Annotated in this window: 16 protein-coding genes, 2 rRNA genes and 2 pseudogenes; 12 read left to right on the forward strand and 8 right to left on the reverse strand. The window is 58.4% G+C overall.

What is annotated here, in order from left to right:
- From V8P86_RS00005 to V8P86_RS00020, 5 genes and pseudogenes are all read left to right on the forward strand, one after another.
- Window positions 1–339, forward strand: a 23S ribosomal RNA gene (locus V8P86_RS00005); the annotation flags it as partial.
- A gap of 144 nt (window positions 340–483) precedes the next feature.
- A 5S ribosomal RNA gene (gene rrf / locus V8P86_RS00010) occupies window positions 484–606 on the forward strand.
- A 251-nt stretch (window positions 607–857) separates the two neighbouring features.
- Window positions 858–998, forward strand: a pseudogene (locus V8P86_RS18865) (helix-turn-helix domain-containing protein); the annotation flags it as partial.
- Window positions 984–1,232, forward strand: coding sequence for a helix-turn-helix domain-containing protein (locus tag V8P86_RS00015; RefSeq protein ID WP_442909357.1), 249 nt, complete (start codon window positions 984–986; stop codon window positions 1,230–1,232). The pseudogene V8P86_RS18865 and the gene V8P86_RS00015, both read left to right, overlap by 15 nt.
- A 319-nt stretch (window positions 1,233–1,551) precedes the next feature.
- Window positions 1,552–2,274 (forward strand): profilin-fold protein, encoded by a 723-nt coding sequence (locus tag V8P86_RS00020; RefSeq protein WP_336325180.1) that lies wholly within the window; start codon window positions 1,552–1,554, stop codon window positions 2,272–2,274.
- 23 nt (window positions 2,275–2,297) lie between these two features.
- Here V8P86_RS00020 and V8P86_RS00025 read toward each other — a convergent pair whose 3' ends face one another.
- Window positions 2,298–3,299 (reverse strand): Cdc6/Cdc18 family protein, encoded by a 1,002-nt coding sequence (locus tag V8P86_RS00025; RefSeq protein ID WP_336325181.1) that lies wholly within the window; start codon window positions 3,297–3,299, stop codon window positions 2,298–2,300.
- Window positions 3,300–3,521: 222 nt separating this feature from the next.
- Here V8P86_RS00025 and V8P86_RS00030 point away from each other — a divergent pair, with 222 nt between their 5' ends.
- The gene (locus tag V8P86_RS00030; protein ID WP_336325182.1) at window positions 3,522–4,178 is read left to right on the forward strand and encodes a 3'-5' exonuclease family protein; all 657 of its coding nucleotides are present in this window, start codon (window positions 3,522–3,524) and stop codon (window positions 4,176–4,178) included.
- 234 nt (window positions 4,179–4,412) lie between these two features.
- On the opposite strand, the gene V8P86_RS00035 is transcribed toward V8P86_RS00030, so the two are convergent.
- On the reverse strand, window positions 4,413–5,132 hold the full coding sequence (locus V8P86_RS00035; protein WP_336325183.1) for a DUF7979 domain-containing protein: 720 nt from the start codon (window positions 5,130–5,132) through the stop codon (window positions 4,413–4,415).
- Window positions 5,133–5,377: 245 nt separating this feature from the next.
- On the opposite strand from V8P86_RS00035, the gene V8P86_RS00040 reads away from it, so the two are divergent.
- From V8P86_RS00040 to V8P86_RS00050, 3 genes are read left to right on the forward strand one after another with little or no spacing between them, the layout of a single operon-like run.
- Window positions 5,378–6,088 (forward strand): hypothetical protein, encoded by a 711-nt coding sequence (locus tag V8P86_RS00040; RefSeq protein ID WP_336325184.1) that lies wholly within the window; start codon window positions 5,378–5,380, stop codon window positions 6,086–6,088.
- Window positions 6,075–6,353, forward strand: coding sequence for a DUF8156 family protein (locus V8P86_RS00045; protein WP_336325185.1), 279 nt, complete (start codon window positions 6,075–6,077; stop codon window positions 6,351–6,353). Before V8P86_RS00040 ends, V8P86_RS00045 begins: the two co-directional genes overlap by 14 nt.
- The gene (locus tag V8P86_RS00050) at window positions 6,337–8,433 is read left to right on the forward strand and encodes a type B DNA-directed DNA polymerase (RefSeq protein ID WP_336325186.1); all 2,097 of its coding nucleotides are present in this window, start codon (window positions 6,337–6,339) and stop codon (window positions 8,431–8,433) included. Before V8P86_RS00045 ends, V8P86_RS00050 begins: the two co-directional genes overlap by 17 nt.
- Before the next feature lie 140 nt (window positions 8,434–8,573).
- Here the strand turns inward: V8P86_RS00050 and V8P86_RS00055 are convergent, their stop codons facing one another.
- Complete coding sequence (locus V8P86_RS00055; RefSeq protein ID WP_336325187.1) at window positions 8,574–8,972, reverse strand: ACT domain-containing protein; 399 nt, start codon at window positions 8,970–8,972, stop codon at window positions 8,574–8,576.
- A gap of 621 nt (window positions 8,973–9,593) precedes the next feature.
- Between V8P86_RS00055 and V8P86_RS00060 the strand changes: the two genes are divergently transcribed.
- Complete coding sequence (locus V8P86_RS00060; protein ID WP_336325188.1) at window positions 9,594–9,842, forward strand: hypothetical protein; 249 nt, start codon at window positions 9,594–9,596, stop codon at window positions 9,840–9,842.
- Window positions 9,843–10,290: 448 nt separating this feature from the next.
- Here the strand turns inward: V8P86_RS00060 and V8P86_RS00065 are convergent.
- A pseudogene (locus V8P86_RS00065) lies at window positions 10,291–10,616 on the reverse strand (transposase domain-containing protein); the annotation flags it as partial.
- A 254-nt stretch (window positions 10,617–10,870) separates the two neighbouring features.
- Here V8P86_RS00065 and V8P86_RS00070 point away from each other — a divergent pair.
- Together V8P86_RS00070 and V8P86_RS00075 are read left to right on the forward strand one after the other, a co-directional pair.
- A complete protein-coding gene (locus V8P86_RS00070; protein WP_336325189.1) occupies window positions 10,871–11,152 on the forward strand; it encodes a hypothetical protein in 282 nt (93 codons plus the stop codon).
- A gap of 74 nt (window positions 11,153–11,226) precedes the next feature.
- On the forward strand, window positions 11,227–11,802 hold the full coding sequence (locus V8P86_RS00075; RefSeq protein ID WP_336325190.1) for an RDD family protein: 576 nt from the start codon (window positions 11,227–11,229) through the stop codon (window positions 11,800–11,802).
- Window positions 11,803–11,808: 6 nt separating this feature from the next.
- On the opposite strand, the gene V8P86_RS00080 is transcribed toward V8P86_RS00075, so the two are convergent.
- The 4 genes from V8P86_RS00080 to V8P86_RS00095 all read right to left on the reverse strand — a co-directional run bounded on the left by V8P86_RS00080 (window position 11,809) and on the right by V8P86_RS00095 (window position 16,283).
- Entirely contained in the window at window positions 11,809–12,894 is a 1,086-nt protein-coding gene (locus V8P86_RS00080; RefSeq protein ID WP_336325191.1) for an ABC transporter ATP-binding protein, read from the reverse strand.
- A 44-nt stretch (window positions 12,895–12,938) separates the two neighbouring features.
- Complete coding sequence (locus V8P86_RS00085; RefSeq protein ID WP_336325192.1) at window positions 12,939–13,811, reverse strand: carbohydrate ABC transporter permease; 873 nt, start codon at window positions 13,809–13,811, stop codon at window positions 12,939–12,941.
- A complete protein-coding gene (locus V8P86_RS00090) occupies window positions 13,808–14,761 on the reverse strand; it encodes a carbohydrate ABC transporter permease (protein WP_336325193.1) in 954 nt (317 codons plus the stop codon). The genes V8P86_RS00085 and V8P86_RS00090 overlap by 4 nt, the downstream gene beginning before the upstream one ends.
- Window positions 14,762–14,864: 103 nt before the next feature.
- On the reverse strand, window positions 14,865–16,283 hold the full coding sequence (locus V8P86_RS00095) for an ABC transporter substrate-binding protein (protein ID WP_336325194.1): 1,419 nt from the start codon (window positions 16,281–16,283) through the stop codon (window positions 14,865–14,867).
- Window positions 16,284–16,415 lie beyond the last annotated feature (132 nt).

The following is a 16,415-nucleotide window of genomic DNA, read 5'->3' on the forward strand; positions in this document are numbered from 1 at the left end:
TGTTCGCCTATTAAAGGAGGTCGTGAGCTGGGTTTAGACCGTCGTGAGACAGGTCGGCTGCTATCTATTGGGGGTGTCATGGTGTCTGACGGGAACGACCGTATAGTACGAGAGGAACTACGGTTGGTGGCCACTGGTCTATCAGTTGTTCGAGAGAGCATTGCTGAGAAGCTACGCCACACGGGGTAAGAGCTGAACGCATCTAAGCTCGAAACCCACCTGGAAAAGAGACACCGCTGAAACCACTCGTCTAAGACGAGATCGATAGACTTGGGATGTACGCGTCGAGGCAACGAGACGTTCAGTCCACGAGTACTAATCGGTTGAAGCCACCATTCATACTACACTGGATACACGGGCCCATGAAGCGGGTCCAGGCGTTAACTGGATTGCACATACACACGATCGTCACAACATCGGCCACCGATACTGGTATCCCACTGCTCTGCAGTGTGGACGCGGTTCGATTCCGCGGATCGGCGTTAAGGCGGCCATAGCGGCGGGGTTTACACCCGTACCCATCCCGAACACGGAAGTTAAGCCCGCCAGCGTTCCGGTGAGTACTGGAGTACGAGAGTCTCTGGGAAACTCGGTTCGCCGCCTCCCATTCATACTTCGGGTCCTCCATTTGGACCCACCTCATCACCCCTCGATCAGTGACGACGCTGGTCGGGGGGTTTTTTGCATGTGACTCGATCGAGGAGAGGGCCAGCACAGATTTTCCTGTGCTGTCTGCTCGGGGCATCGGATAACTCAATAAAACCCCAAAGTGAGAGCCGTGAGACCCATCTGAACACAGCATGCGGTACCTCGAGGTCTCGTGAGAAGTTGGATTCGACGGAACACGCGTTTGCGGGGTCTTCGATCAACCGGAGTTGCTCCTGTTGACACCACTCGAGTTCCGTGCTGACGGCACTGTCGTTCTCACGGTTGTCGGGCCGGCGGAGATGGTCCAGGCCGCAGTGGACTCGGTTCCGGACATGATGGCTGTCGAAGTGCTTTCAGTGAGTAAATTACTCGCTGGCTGCCTCGACTCACGGCTCGAACTTACGCCGCGGCAACTCGAGGCCGCCGACGAAGCCGTCGAGTGTGGCTACTATCACGAACCACAGAATGCGACGCTGGAAGAGGTCGCCAGCAGACTCGGCTGTTCGACCGGGACGGCAGGCGAACTCCTTCGTCGTGCCGAGCGAACGGCTATGACTCACTTCGTCACCAGCAACGCCGACTAACGCGGTGGCGGCCCATCGCGGAGCTGGTTTCCGGAATCACAGTTCGGACACGAACGTGATTGTGCTGCATGATACCGACCACAGCTCCGACACTGGACGCTGTGGTCGCGATCTGTCTCACAGGAGTCATCCCGGCGTGAACTCTCGGTTCTGCCCTCGCTGGCTGGGCGGCCAAACAGGAGAGTGACGATTCCCATAGCAACTGGATAATGGGGTCGAGAACCCCTCGCTGTCTCTCCGCAGATCTGCGGTGTGTTTATCTGTGGCTGTTCGCACCAGAGATCACACCGGTTATCTTCCTCCGGCGGTTTGATCAGATGTGACCGATTGGCCGCCGCTCGATCCGGCTGATGTGACTGCCGTTGCCGACCGACGTGACGAACTGGTGTCCGCAGTGCGAGATCACGCCGGTCAGATCGCCTACCAACTCGCCCGGTTGGAGGGTGGCGATTACGGCCAGGCCACCATCGAGACCGACCGCGGCGAGTGGACCGTCAAATACGAGGCCGGGGACCTCTCCTATCTCCGATTCGACCCCGAGCGTGGCGACGAGGTGTACGTCGTTTCGACGAAACAGCCGCCAGAACCGGGGCCGCTTGCCGACGCACTCACCGACTACAGCGCGTTCGTCGCCGGTTTCAACAACTACGTCGCCTCGCTCGACGGTATCCTCGACGATGTCTCGACTGACTTTCCAGCCGTCGCGTCGACAGACGGTGCCGTTGCAGAGCGCGACCGCGTGCTGGACCGGGTCCACGATGTCTGTGATCGCATCGCTCGTGAACTCCAGCGTTACGAGGGTGGCGACTACGGGACGTTCACGACACGGGTTGCCGGCACGCGCTGGGAACTCAACTGGGACCGCGACGGCGTCTCGTATCTCCGCGTCGGCGGGGAAGGCGGCATCTATCTCCTCTCACAGTACCAGCCGCCATCTGCCGACGATATTCGGGAGTGTGCACCGCAGTTTCCCGAGTTTGTCCGTGCGTACAACGAGAATGTCTCCGACCTGGAGGCAGACCTCGAAACCATTCAGCTGTAGCTGAATCGCTCGGATGGGTATTCTCACTCTTGTGTCGTTGTGTAGACCTTGCTGGGTCCATTCCCGGAACTTTCGATCAGGTTGTACTGTTCGAGCTTTCGCAGATATTTGCGGACGGTCCGTTTTGTTTTCGGCTCATCGACTCGTTGCTTGTACGCCGCAGTGATCTCTTTCGGCATGAGTTCGCCGCTCTCTCGCAACACGTCGTAGACTGCAAGCTGGTCGGGCGTCAACCGGTCGAGACTCTTCTGTCGCAGTTCGGCGCGTGCTGCGGGAATCGCGTCGTCGATGTCGGTTTCGTTGATCTGCCCTCGCCCGGCCTGTTCTGCATGCCGAGCAGCCGACCGGAGCATACTGATCGCGTCACGAGCGTTCCCGCGGGCTGCCTCGGCCAGTCGGTCGAGTTGCCCGTCGGTGATCGAGCCGTCGGTTAGCCCCCAGTGCGCGCGATCGGCGAGGATCGACACGAGTTCGTCGTGCGTATATCGGTCGAACTCGATCGTATCGCTACTCCGAAGCCGGGACTGCAATCGTTCGTCCAGTGGTGAGAACAGGTCGCGCTCGTGGTTAGTCACGAGAATCATCGTCACGTACGGAATGCCGTACAGGCGACGGAGCAGATCTGGATCGTCGATCTGGTCGGCCTCGTCGAGGACGATCAGAAACGGTTTGTCGATCTCGGCGAGGCGTTCGAGCAGTTCGTCATGTGGCGTCGACCGATGGATGTCGTACGTGTTGCCCAGTGTTTCCAGTAGCTTGTAGAGAATGCGGAAATCGTTGGGATGGAGCCAGCAATCGACGTGGGCCGTATGCACGTCGAGCACCTGCTCTTGGAGGCGGTCAAGTGTTGCCCGGGCGATGCAGGTCTTGCCAGCGCCGGATGGCCCAGTCAGCAACGCGTGCTGTGGCCGGTCGCCCTCGACGACGGGCTCCAGGGCCGTCGCCAACTGGGACATCTCCTCGTGTCGGTGGACGATCTCCCGCGGGAGATGATCGTCCTGAAGGACCCGAGCGTCCTGGATCATACCAGTGCCATCAGCGGCCAGTCAGATAAACGGAAGGGTCAGCCTTCCGGGTTTCCGGGTAGCATCTTTCCGGCTTCTAAATCTATCAAATTGTCTCGGAACACGACGGTACCATCTGTTCTTACCGAATAGTCCGATTTCTTCCCTTATTCGGAAACCCGGAAGGTCGTCGGTTTCGCATTTTACCATCGGCAGTCAATTAACGCAGAAGGTGACAGACAAGTGAAAACTGCTGCGCTCGATATCGAAACGACTGGAACCGCCCCTGCCGACCAGATTACGGTCATCGGCGTCGACATCCCGATGGGTTCGCGACTGTTTCTCAATACAGGCGGCCGCGAGTACGCGGAAGCAACGAGCCAATCATTGGCTTCTGAATTCGAGAGTGTCGTAACTGTGACGGCGTGTGACTCGGAGCACTCGTTGCTGACTGCATTCCACGAGTTTGCTATCCGACGGTTTGGCCGCGCAGGACAGGACGACACTGACGAGTTCAAATTCGCTGCCTACAACGGCGAGACGTGGAATGGAGGATTCGATTTGCCCTTCATCCGGACGCGCTGTCGGGAACATGACGTCGGGTGGCCGCTGCAGGGCCCGTACATCGATGTGATGACCGTAGTCGGGGATAATTTCAATGTCTCCGAGAAAAGCTTGGAGACGACCTACGGCGAACTCGTCGGTGAGGGACTCAACGAGCGCGATCCGTTCGCAGACAGCGGTGCGGCCGTCCAGAGTTGGAGTGATGGCGATTTTGAATCGTTGCTGCAGCACAATCTCGTAGATATTCGACGAACGCGTCGACTTGTGGCCGTCGCCGAACGGTACTGTTCCAGTTCGCACTTTTCGATGCGGTCGCTCGATCCGATTGATCCGTAACAGATCTTCTCAGGCCACTCGCAAACTGAGAGAATCGGCGTGCTGAATACAGCCATCTTTTTCATCGTCGGGTGTCCTCGCTCACTCCGTTCGCGCGGATACTCGATACACCGCAAATCACTCAATGCGCGTGCGTAGTGAGTGGTGATTTCATGAGAATCAGTTTGTAATAGAGGGGTTGGACAGAGGTGAGGTATATAGAATTCGCTCGGAACCTCCCGTAGTGCGTATGGGTTACTTGGGCTGTGATGAGTTGCCTTCTTGCGTGTCGTCATCAGTAGATGACCACCCACACCGCTGGCATTCGTCGCTTCCCTGACCGAGGGATTCGTCGCAATTCGGACATCGTTCTGATTTCACGTCCTCGAGAGAGTCTGACTCAATCCAACGCTGCCGACGTCGTCGTTCGCGCTTGACTAGACCACCGACTGTCAGTGCAACTGCGAGACTCCACCCGACAGCCGAAAAAAACGTCCCCAAAATATTGGATTCAACGTTAGCTCTATACTGTGCTGTTAGCTCGTAACACTCTGATTCGTACTGGATCTCGTTTGTGGTCTCGGTATCTCTTTGAAGTTCGAACTCGTCGGGGTGTTTGCGCGTCATGTACTCATCATCTGCTCGGGATGCTTGGAGTGCTGAGCGGAACACGTCCTGTGCTTCTGGAGATAGCTCGCCAAATTCGGTTCCCGAGTTTACCGTCTGGTCGTCCATCCCGCCGTCCGTCCCACGTTCCATACATTGATCAACAGTATACTCGATTGTATCGCCGTACGAGTCTATTGCTCCAGCACCAAGTAGAGTCATCAGCGCAATAGCGACACCCAAAAGAATGTACAGTTGATGGACAGAGAGCGCCCCCTTGGACGTTAAATAGATCGCGACAGCCCCACCAACAAGAAAGAGTGGAATAGCGATTATCAATAGGAGGCTAAATGGCAGCAACAGGAGCATACGAGGGACGTGTTCCGATTTTGGAATAAGTCTTGTGTTGATCTACCACGCACCCTTGACCCGTAATGACTGCTCAGCACCCTTCCTTAGTCAAGCGGCAACGGGTGCTGGACACGCGCCCTGTATTCACACGGTCGTTGGAACTCATCACTGATGGAACGGTTCAACAGATTCCAGATTCCCATACCCGGAAACCCGGAAGCGCCTCCCGCTTACTTAATCCCTCATCGGCACACGCTCTATCCATGAGAGAACAGAACCAACGGTCGGCATCGGGTAGCTCGACCTATTTGCCAGCCCTCGACCCGGGCATCACACTGCTTGAGCATTCGAGTGCTACCGATACTGTCATCCACGCGCTTGCTGTCGATCATCTCCTCCTTTCCGGGGGTGACGCCGTCTGGATTGATCCCGGAACACACGCGCAGACTGCCCCACTCACAGAGGTTGCACCCTCGAACCGGATTCTCGATCGGATTCGGGTGGCACGTGGATTTACCCCGTTCCAGCATCTGGACCTCCTCAGATCGCTTCCGGATTTGTGTTCTGACGACACCAGCCTCGTCGTCGTCCCAGAAATCGACCGCTACTATCGCGACGAGAGCCTCTTTGCCGACGAGGGCAAAGAGATGCTCCTCTCGGGGATTGCATCGCTTGCGACCATCGCCAGGGAGAGCGATGTGCCGGTACTGCTCACCCAGACCGCTGAAGATACGTTCAGCGACCCAATCAGAACGGCTGCTGATCAGCACCTCGTGTGTGAGCAGACGCCGTTCGGTCCGCGATTTCAGACGCCGAACGACGAAACGCTCGTCTACCCTGGCGAGGGTGGTCGGTGGGTCCAGACCACGCTGTCCTTCTGGGCAGACATTCTCGCGGCTCGCGAGCCACTCTACGACCAGCCACTGGAAGATCCCACCGGAACCCGGGAGGTGAGTAGCTGTGGGGCGAACTAATCCGACGTATCGCGACCGACTCGAAGCTTTGGAGACCGAGTTTTCCGCATACCGGCGGGCATTACGCGCGAGCGAGCAGGAGCACTTCGACCGACTCTTCGAGCACGGTCGGACGTACGCCCACGCCGCTGGCTATCTCAACCACCCAGACCCGGAGATCCCGTATCTATTCTCGGTGTTGCTCGCCCAAGAACGCCGGATTGCAGAACTTTCCAACCAAGTAGAGATACTACAGGAGGCGAATTCTCGTGCCGTTCAAGATTGATTACACCGACGACGGCGTCGTCGAGTGGCAGGCATCTTCAGCGGGTACCCGGAGACAGACGACGACGTATACACCGACAATCTACGCGGCTGCGGAGACGGAGCGTCATTTGGATGCCCTTACCGAGAAGCTCACTTTCCGGAGTGATGTCGAAACAGTCGCTCGTGAACGCTGGCGGCCAGCATTCCGCCGCGATCCGGAAACAGTTCTCCGGATCGATGTGTCGTCGATCAATCGAGTCCAGCCACTCGCCGGATGGATTCGTCGACAAGATCGTCCCGGAACGTACCGCCTGTTCAACGTCGATTTCTCCCGGGAATTTCGCTACTGTCTCGAACAGGAGTGTGATCCGTCCCCAGAGCGAGATCTCCGAACGCTCGAACTCGGCTACCCACAGCCGGGAGAGCCCGACGCTCCAGTGGCACATCTCCAGATCGGTGATACTGCATACGAAACGATGCCGTCTGAGATCATCACGATGCTTCGCGACCGACTCGAAGTAGCTGATCCTGATGTGCTTGTCCTGTCGACAGGCGCACTCGTGCCGGCGCTATTTGAGACTGCGGAGCAGTTCGAGTTGTCTTTTCAGTTGGGGCGGCGGCCGGGATACGAGCAGTTAGCAAGCCAGTCGACCTACGAGAGCTACGGGCAAGTCGGCCACTCACCAGCCCGATACAATGTGCCGGGTCGGGTAATTATCGACCAGTCGAACACGTTCTTTTACGATGAGACCAATTTAGACGGCTGTCTCGATCTCGTCGAGCGCTCGCGCAAGCCACTGCAGGAACTCTCGTGGGCGTCGATTGGGAATGTTTTGACGGCAATCCAAATTCGCGAAGCACTCTCTCGAAACGTGCTGGTCCCGTGGAAGAGCTGGCGACACGAACTCCCCAAGCGAATGCGACAACTGCACGACGCGGACCGCGGCGGATTCACCTTCTCGCCAGCGGTTGGCGTCCACAGACACGTCCACGAGCTTGATTTCTCGTCGCTGTATCCGAATATCATCTGTACGCGAAACATTAGCCCCGAGACGATCCGCTGTGACTGCCACGACCGCGCAGACGTGCCGGGCCTTGGATACAGTATTTGCGACGAACCTGGCTATCTTCCGGATGTCCTCCAGCCAATCATCGATGACCGCGACGCGCTGAAAAACGAGATTGCTGAGACCGACGATTCAGACGATCTGGCGGTGCTGCAAGGTCAGTCAGATGCGCTGAAGTGGATTCTCGTCTCCTGTTTCGGCTATCAGGGGTTCTCGAACGCGAAGTTCGGCCGGATCGAGTGTCACGAGGCGATCAACACATACGCTCGCGAAATCCTCTTGGACGCAAAAACACACCTCGAAGAGGCTGGCTGGCGAGTGGTTCACGGTATCGTCGACAGTCTGTGGGTCACGCCGCGTGAGGATACCCAGCAACGACCGCTGACGGAAGTCGCAGCAGCGGTCACAGAACACACGGAGATTCGGTTGGAGTACGAAGGTGAATACGAGTGGATCGCGTTCGTCCCGCGTCGCAACAGTGACGCCGGGGCACTCACGAAGTACTTCGGTAAACGGACCGATGGCGAGTACAAGTATCGCGGCATCGAGTGCCGCCAACGGAGCACGCCGACGTTCGTCGCAGACTGTCAGCGAGCGCTGATCGATGTCTTCGACGAGACAGGCGATCCGGAGGCAGTCTGTGCCGAGTTATCGACGTGGATCGGTCGCCTCGAAGCCGGGACTGTCGATCCAGCAGCGCTCGAAATCACGAATCGGGCCTCGAAACAGGTAGCAGAATACACGCAGTCGACGCAGACGACCGCAGCGCTGCAACGGCACACCGATCGTGGACGGGAATCATTTGCTGGGAGAGATATCTCCTACGTCGTCGTCGACGACTCGAAAACTGGTCGGGAGCGCGTGCGACTTCCCTCCGAAGACTGTTCGCCGCACGATGAAGAGTTTTACCGGAATCAGTTAATCAACGCCGCTGAGAGTGTCCTGTCGCCGATTGGCTGGCGGGCTGCGGACATCGAACCGGTGCTCGCTGGCCAGGCCGATCCGTCACTTGAGCACTTCGGAGCAGACTGATCAGTGGAGCGAACGACTGGGGCCTTGGAACTCTATTGCCTGACCGGGACAGGATACTACGACCACTTTTTGCTTACTCGTATTTGTCAGAGACACCGTCCGAAGCAGAGCGGCTCGATATCGTACGAAGATGCCGGTGTTTACCCTCCGTCACTGCGGTTCAGGATGATACAGCCCAGTTCCTCAAGCTGCGAGATTGCATCATCGAGGTCATCTTCTTTTACGAACACGTGGTCGGTCGAGTACGAGGAGATGACGAACACCGAGACATCCGCGTTCGCGAGTTCTGTGGCAACTCTCGCGAGAAATCCAACGAGTTCGAACGGAAGGTCCATCTCGAACGTCAGGCGTTTCCAGCCGGATTCAACCTCGTCGGCATCTATCTTCCCAGCCTCACCCGCTTCGACGACCACCGTCGTCTCGGTGTCGTCCTGGACGGTTGCAAATGCAGTCGGATGGCTGTAATCGGTCCGGCAGACTGCATACGTGTCGTTTGATATCCGAACTGCACCATCTTGGAGAAATTGGGTCGGATCCATAGGGGGACTAACTGGATAGTGGGCAAAAAGAGTGTGTCGCCCGCTGGAACTCATCACTGATGGTGAATTCACAGCGTGACACTCACTGCAAATAGCTCGCGGCTTCGCCGCTCGCAAAACCGGGATACTCCCTGTGTCCGTATCTTGCATGCTCCGGCAGGGATTTGAACCAGATGGCAAACGCTCGCTACACTCGCGTTTGCGTGATTCAAATCCCTGTCGTGCGCTTCCTTTTTCACTCGCTCTGGTCGTTCAAAAGAGTGCTCCGGCAGGGATTTGAACCCTGGTCATTGACGTGAGAGGTCACGCCCCTTCGCACGAACGTGAGCCACTCATGTCTCATTTTGCTCTACAAATTTCGGGGATTTAGACTATGTCAAGCGAAGATTGCGGCCAATTCCTAATACAAACCCGGTGAATTGCCATTCAGACAATACCGGTACGAACGAACAGGTGGGTGCTCCTCGATATCTTACGAACGCCCAGCGGAAAGTGTGATCCTGTTAGTATTTATAACCGTCTGAATCTCGTAGAAGACTCCCAGCAGTAGGTATATCGCGAACGCATCGGTGAACACGCTCAAGACCGGTGCGTCTCGTCGGTGAGCATCTCCTCTAAGTCGTGGGCGAACCGCAGTATCCCGCCGACGAACAACAGCGTGGCAGCGCCGACTATGACGACCTCGTCGATGCGCGAGCTTGGCAGACTATTTATTGTGTGCTCGGCCGACTCGAGGCCGACGACTGGCTCTGCTGCGAGGGCAAGACGTGGTACCTGGACATCAAAGCCGAGATGCTCGGCGACGTGAACGACCGCAACGGGACGGGCCGGGGGATGTCCTTTGTCACCGAGGATATACTTGGAGAGTGACCGATCTGGAGGTGTCATGGTGATTGAAACGGGGGGCCGGGTTTTTGGGAACACCCCCCTATGATATCACCATGGCCGATTAGATTGGGGGTTAACCGGCAAAATATGTTATCCCTATATTGGTAATAATAGTACTGATTTGTGACAATAAAATCCAAAAAGCCTCCGGGCCGTCTTACCTAACGTCTCTCGTCGAGGAGGGGTTTGCGATGGATCGCTCCGACGCCGATCTCGAAGTAGTTTAGAGTGGATTAGGTCGTATCCTGCCCCATTCAAGCTGAAATTATAATAATAAGTCCGCCCAATCCACTGAGATACGGACCTATCCCGGGATTTGCCAAATTCTCCCCCTGATCTGGATTACCAAACTCCTCTTCCGGATTTTGAATATGGAACATGGCGACAGCGACGACGGTGAGCCCAGCCACGATATATGAGAAAGATCGGAATCGTGGCCGTGTCGAGAGGATGCGTCTTTCGGAGAATGCGAGCCATCGATGAGAAGCAACATCTCTTCAGCGTCGTGTTTCTCGCGGAGTTCGGCGAGAAACTGCTGTGCAAGAACGCTGTTTGTAGTCGTCTCAAGCTGTTTATGCAGCAATTCGTTCGTTTCTGGATCGACCGCGTTCACAAGAGCAGCGCTCTTGTGCAGCCCATCAGAAATCTCCGATTTCTGAGGACGGCGTACAGCCAGTATTGTTCATCGTTGAGTCGAATCACGGTTTCGTCAACCGCAACACGATTCGGATTTTGTTCATCTGTGGGCTGTAAATTAGGATCGAGAACACCCTCCAGTTCGACGAGGACCTGCGAAACGACCAACTCACGGAGTAACACTCGCGTCGGGCGCGACAGCCCCGTCGCCGGCGACGATTCGAGGGGTGTCGTCGTCGGCCGATTTCGTCGAGCCGTCTCGGTATCGATACCGTCGAGCTGACGGCTTACTGCGTTCGAGCGAGGGCTCGATGCCGAAACCGTTTCACCTGGACCCATAGATATATACTCCTCGGTGGGGATAGCGACAGTATATGAGTGAAGAGACCAAATCACGTAAATCCGATAGCGCGGGGCTCGAGAACATCCGCAAGGCGTCGGACGCGGTCGAGAAGTCCACGGCGGGAATCGCCATCGAGAAGACGGTCGAGCGCTGGCGGACGCTCGGCGCTATCCTCGTGCTGGCGGTTACCAGCGTCTTGCTGTACCAGATAGACGGCTACTTGTCGATGGATACGCAGATGTTCGGCGGGATCACGCTCGCACTCTTTGGCTACTTCCTCGTGACGCTGCGGACAGACATCCGGATGGAGTAACGCCGTCGAACGACGGCAGGTATTTTCCGTCCGCTACTGAAAGACACCTCCATGAACGCCGAGGCGGTCGAACCGTGATCGACTGGACGCTGGACGGGTTCCTCCCGACCCGGCGACAGCCGGCACCAAGAGTTGACACCGCGGACGACCGGGACGTGCTGCTCGCCCGCGCCGGGGCGGCGGCGATCGACCTGTTCGTCTGTTACATCCTTCTCGAGTTCCCGCTGATCTACGCCGCGAGCGTGGTCTTCGGTGAGTCCTACGAAGCGCTTGGGGGGTACGTCGTCTTCCTCTCGCTGGTCGCGCTCTTGCCGCTCTACGTCACCTACTCGTTCGTCTGTGAGTGGCGTTACGGGCGGACGCCGGGAAAAGTCAATCGCGGCCTGCTGGTCGTCATGACGGACGGCCGCGAGTGTACGCTCCGGGCCAGCGCCGTCCGGAACCTCTGTCGGTACGTCGATCTGCTCGGCGTCCCGCCGCTGGTCCTCGGGCTCGTCGTCGCGTTCGTGACCGACGGTCGACGCGTCGGCGACTACGCCGCCGGCACGATCGTCGTTCGCTCGACGGCACCGGCGGTTTCCGAGACGGCAGTCACTGCCGACGCAGAGACGAACGCGGCCGCTCGAGCGAGCGGCGACGAAAAGAACTGACCGGAATCAGGCGATGCGCACGCCGGAATCGTTGTCGTACAGTTGGATGTAGTCGTCCTCGAAGACGAGACCGTACTCCCCACCGTTGCCGTCGAAGTCGGGATCGGTGACGACGACGATCTCGCCGAACTCGGTGTCGAAGAAGCTATGCGTCGCGTCGCCCAGCGGCTCGTCCAACAGGTGCGTCGCCGGAATGCCGTCCTTGGGGTCGTCGCTGACCCGGATGTACTGCGGTCGGAGGCCGACGCGGACGTCCTCACCGGACCAACCCTCGAGGCCGTCGCGGGCGAGGTGGTACTCGTAGCCGCCGACGTCGAGTTCGGCAGTGCCGTTGACCGCGCCGACTTTGCCCTCGAAGAACTGCGTCGACGGCTGGCCGATGAACTGGCTGACGAACTGCGAGTCCGGCTCGTCATAGACTTCCTTCGGCGGGGCAACCTGCGCCAGTTCACCGTCGTTGATCACGGCGACGCGGTCGGACATGGTCATCGCCTCCTCCTGGTCGTGAGTCACGTACAGCGTCGGACAGCCGATCTCGTCGGTCACCTTTTCGATGACCGGGCGCAGTTCGGCCTTGAGCTTGGCGTCTAGGTCCGACATCGGCTCGTCGAACAGGAAGATTTCGGGGTCCCGAACGAGCGACCGGCCGAGCGCGACGCGCTGTTGCTGGCCGCCCGAGAGGTCCGCGGGCATCTTCTCGAGTTGGTCGGTTATCTGGAGCAGTTCGGCGGCCTCCTGAACGCGGGCCATCCGTTCCTTTCGGGAGAATCCGGAGATCTTGAGCCCGTAGGCCATGTTTTCCTTGACGCTCATGTGGGGGTAGAGCGCGATGTCTTGGAAGAGCAACGCGACGTTGCGTTCCTGGACCGGCTTCTGGGTCACGTCGCGGTCGCCGAACTTGATCGTCCCGCTGGTGGGCTTGTTCAGCCCCGCAACGCAGCGAAGCGTCGTGGTCTTGCCACAGCCCGAGGGACCGACCAGAGTCACGAACTCGCCGTCTTTGATCGTGAGGTCTATCCCGTCGACGGCAACGATTTTGTTGTTCGCTTCCTCGTACACTTTCGTCAGGTTCTGGATCTCGATATCTGGCATATGTTGGTATGTCTCGCGGTGTTAGTTGTAAAGATGGTACACTCTTAGAGGGCTCTGACCTGGAATCCCTTCAGCAGGTAGCTCTGCATGAAGTAGGCGAACAGCAGCGGCGGCAACGTCATGGCCAGCGAAATCGCCATCAGATAGGCGTCCGGCAGGAACTGCGCCTGTCCCATCGCCCGGAGAATCCCGGGCGCGAACGTCGTGGTCTCGGTCTGGGGCAGGAGGATCTGCGCGAACGTGAAGTCGTTCCAGGCGAGCGCGAAGGCGAACAGCGCCGCGGCGATGATCGCCGGCCGACACTGGGGGACGACGACATCGCGGAAGCCCCGCCACCGTGACGCGCCGTCGACCCACGCCGCCTCCTCGTGGGCCTCGGGGATCGTCATGATGTACTTCCACATCAGCCAGACCGCGAAGGGCATCGAGATCGCCGACAGGGCGATGATGAGCCCGAACCGGGTCCCGAGCAGACCGATGCTCCGCCAGATCTGATAGAGCGGGATCCCAATGACGATCGGGCTGAAGAGGTAGCCGATCAGGAGGATTCGCGCGAAGTTCTCCTTCTGAGGGAAATCCAGCCGCGCGAGGCCGTAGCCGGCGATCAGCGAGACAAGAACGACCGTGACGATGGTTCCGATAGCCACCACGACCGTGTTGAACATGTAGGTGTACATTTCCGGTTGAAGTAGGACGTCGAAATTGTCCAACGTGAAGATGTCTGGCGTGGGGAAGACGGTGACTGTATTCTCGACCGTCTCGTATTTTGTGAAGGCCAACTGGGTCATCCAGTAGATCGGCCAGGCACCGACGAGGATGATGATCGCGGTGCTGACGATTTTCAGTGCTTCGGTGATGCGCGTCTCGCCGTCGTATGAGAGGCCGAAAATGCCTCCCGGTGGTTCGTTTTGACTCATGTTGTCGTCTCCACCTCCTCGCTGGGATTGACAATTTTGAAGTAGATGATCGCCGATACTAGTAGGAACAGGAACATGACCACGGAGATCGCGTTGGCGAGCCCGTAGGCCTGGTCCGTGTAGACGGTCTTGTAGGCCAGCACAGGCAGCGTCGTCGTGGCGTCACCGGGGCCGCCCTGGGTGAGCTGCCAGATGATGTCGAACTTGTTGAACATGAAGACCGAACGGAGCAAGACGACGACCGCCACGATCCCCTTGAGACGCGGCAGCGTGATGTCGCGGAACATCTGCCATCGGTTCGCACCACAGACCTTCGCCGCCTCGTAGAACCGATCGGGAATCGCGCGCAACTGCGCGAGCGTGAAGATGGTGATGAAGACGGCGAACTTCCAGGTCCCGATGAGGATGAGCAGCCGCATCGCCCAGTCACGCGAGCCCAGCGGGGCCGTCTGGCTGCCCCAGAGGCCGAGCCAGTCGGCGCCGATCATCTGGAAGACGCCACCAGACGGGTCAAACACCCGCATCGCCACCAGCGAGACGATGATCGTCGGGATCAGGTAGGCGGTAAACACCACTGCGGTGAGCAGTTTCTGCCCGCGTGTAATGCGGTTGAGTACGAGCGCCATCCAGAGCCCGACGCCGAGTTGGAGGACGGTACTGCCGACCATGTAGACGACCCCCCGCCACAGCGAGCCCCAGAACGTGGAGATGTTCAGGACCTCTCGGTAGTTCGCGAGGCCAATCCACTGCCACTCCGGATTGAGCGTGTGGATCTCGTGTAACGATGCCCAGAACGCGAACGCGATTGGAAGCACCGCAATAAGCAAGTACAGGACGACGACTGGGAGTACGGTCCCGACTCCCGCGATCGTCTCCCGCTTTACCGGCAGGTCGTCCCACGGAATGTACGCCCTGCCAGACCGTATCGATTCTCCGGTTTCACTGGCCATAGTTAGGTTTCCTCTGTTGGCATAGTTTTGATTTCATGATTGATCGCAAACGACTCGCTCCGGAATTCACACGGCCGAAGGAGGGTCGGCCGTCCGGGATGGATTATCCGAACGATTCCTGCGCCTCTGCAAACGCCTCTTCGAGTTGCTCGAGGCCCCAGTCGTAGGTCTCCTGCACGGTCATCGTGTCGGTGACCACTCGGTTGATCATCTCGCCGTAGAACCACTGTCGCAGCATGTATAGCGCCTCCGGCGAGGAGGTATCGGCCGCGTCGACGCTGCCGTAGTGGTTGCCATAGATCTCGTCCTGCACGTACTGGAGTTTCTCGAGCAGGTGCGGATGAGCCTCGAAGATGCCCTGGTTCTGGAACGCGTCCGACTCGAGTACGCCGGAGTAGCTCGGGAGGAACCGACCGGGGTCCGCCTCGTAGAAACTCGCGGTCCGTTCAATGCTGTCCGCGTAGAGCCACTCGAACCACTCCTTGGCGTCGCCCGGCCGCCCGGAGGTTGCGAAGATGTGGTGGCCGTCGGGAGTCGGCGAGGACAGCCAGTTCTCGCTCGGGTCGACGCCGTCCAGCATCGGGTACGCGATGATTTCGGTGTTCTCGGCGACCGAACGCAGCGCGTCGCTGTCATTTGCCTCGGCGGTCTGTGCGGTGACGCCGACCGGCCAGGCATTGAGGTGGTAACACTGGCCGTATCCCCCTTGTACCCAACTACTGAGCGAGCTGGCCCAGCCGATGCTGGTCGGATCCGGCGAGTACTGCGAGAGTTCGTTCGCGTACTCCAGTACCTCGGTCACCGTATCCTCGGGCCACCAGATCTCGAGTTCATCCTGCGCGTCCGGGTCCTTCCAACGGAGGCCGATACCGGAGACGCCCGCGCTCGCGAGCATGACCTGCATTTCGTCCTGACTCTTGCCGGTCGGTGCCCCGGCCAGCCCGTATCCGCGCATATCCTCCCACGGGCCGCCAGCATTGTCGATCGCCTTGGCGTTCTCGAGGACATCGCTGAATGTCTCCGGCACCTCCAGTCCGAGGTCCTCGTAGACATCGGCCCGGTACTGGAAGTTCGAGATGTACACGCCGTGTGGGACCTGATAGATCTCATCTCCTTCCCCAAGGAACGCCCCCCCGGTGTTCAGTTCCCCGTTTACTTCCTCGGCCGACGAGACGACGTCGTTGACGGTCTCGAGCTGGCCTGTCGACCATATCTCGGCCACCTGGTCGAACGTGGAGGTGTTGGCCTCCGGCGGATCACCCGCCTGAATCAGCTGCGCGAGCCGCGACTCCTGACTCCCCGACATCCCCGCCTCCTCGACGGATATGGCGATGTCGGTCTCGTCTTCGAACTGGGGCTCGAGGTCCTCCCAGAGCCCTTGCCACGAGTCGTTGTAATAGTCCGTGATGAATTGGACGTCTCCGTCATCGCCACCGCTACCGAGACAACCGGCCATTGCCCCAGCAATTCCTGCCCCTGCCCCCGCAAGCACGCGTCGCCTGTTAATGGAATCCCGTGTCATTGGTTTACAATCACTCTTGTCCACTGCCAACATGCTACCACTATCATATAAATGTTCATGTTATTTCACCAGTTTACGCCGGATATTCACCAGAAGTAATTCCATTACCCGTCCTACTAGCGGATAGTTATA

The sequence above is a fragment of the Halovenus anhuiensis genome, from assembly GCF_037080055.1.
Taxonomy (GTDB): domain Archaea; phylum Halobacteriota; class Halobacteria; order Halobacteriales; family Haloarculaceae; genus Halovenus.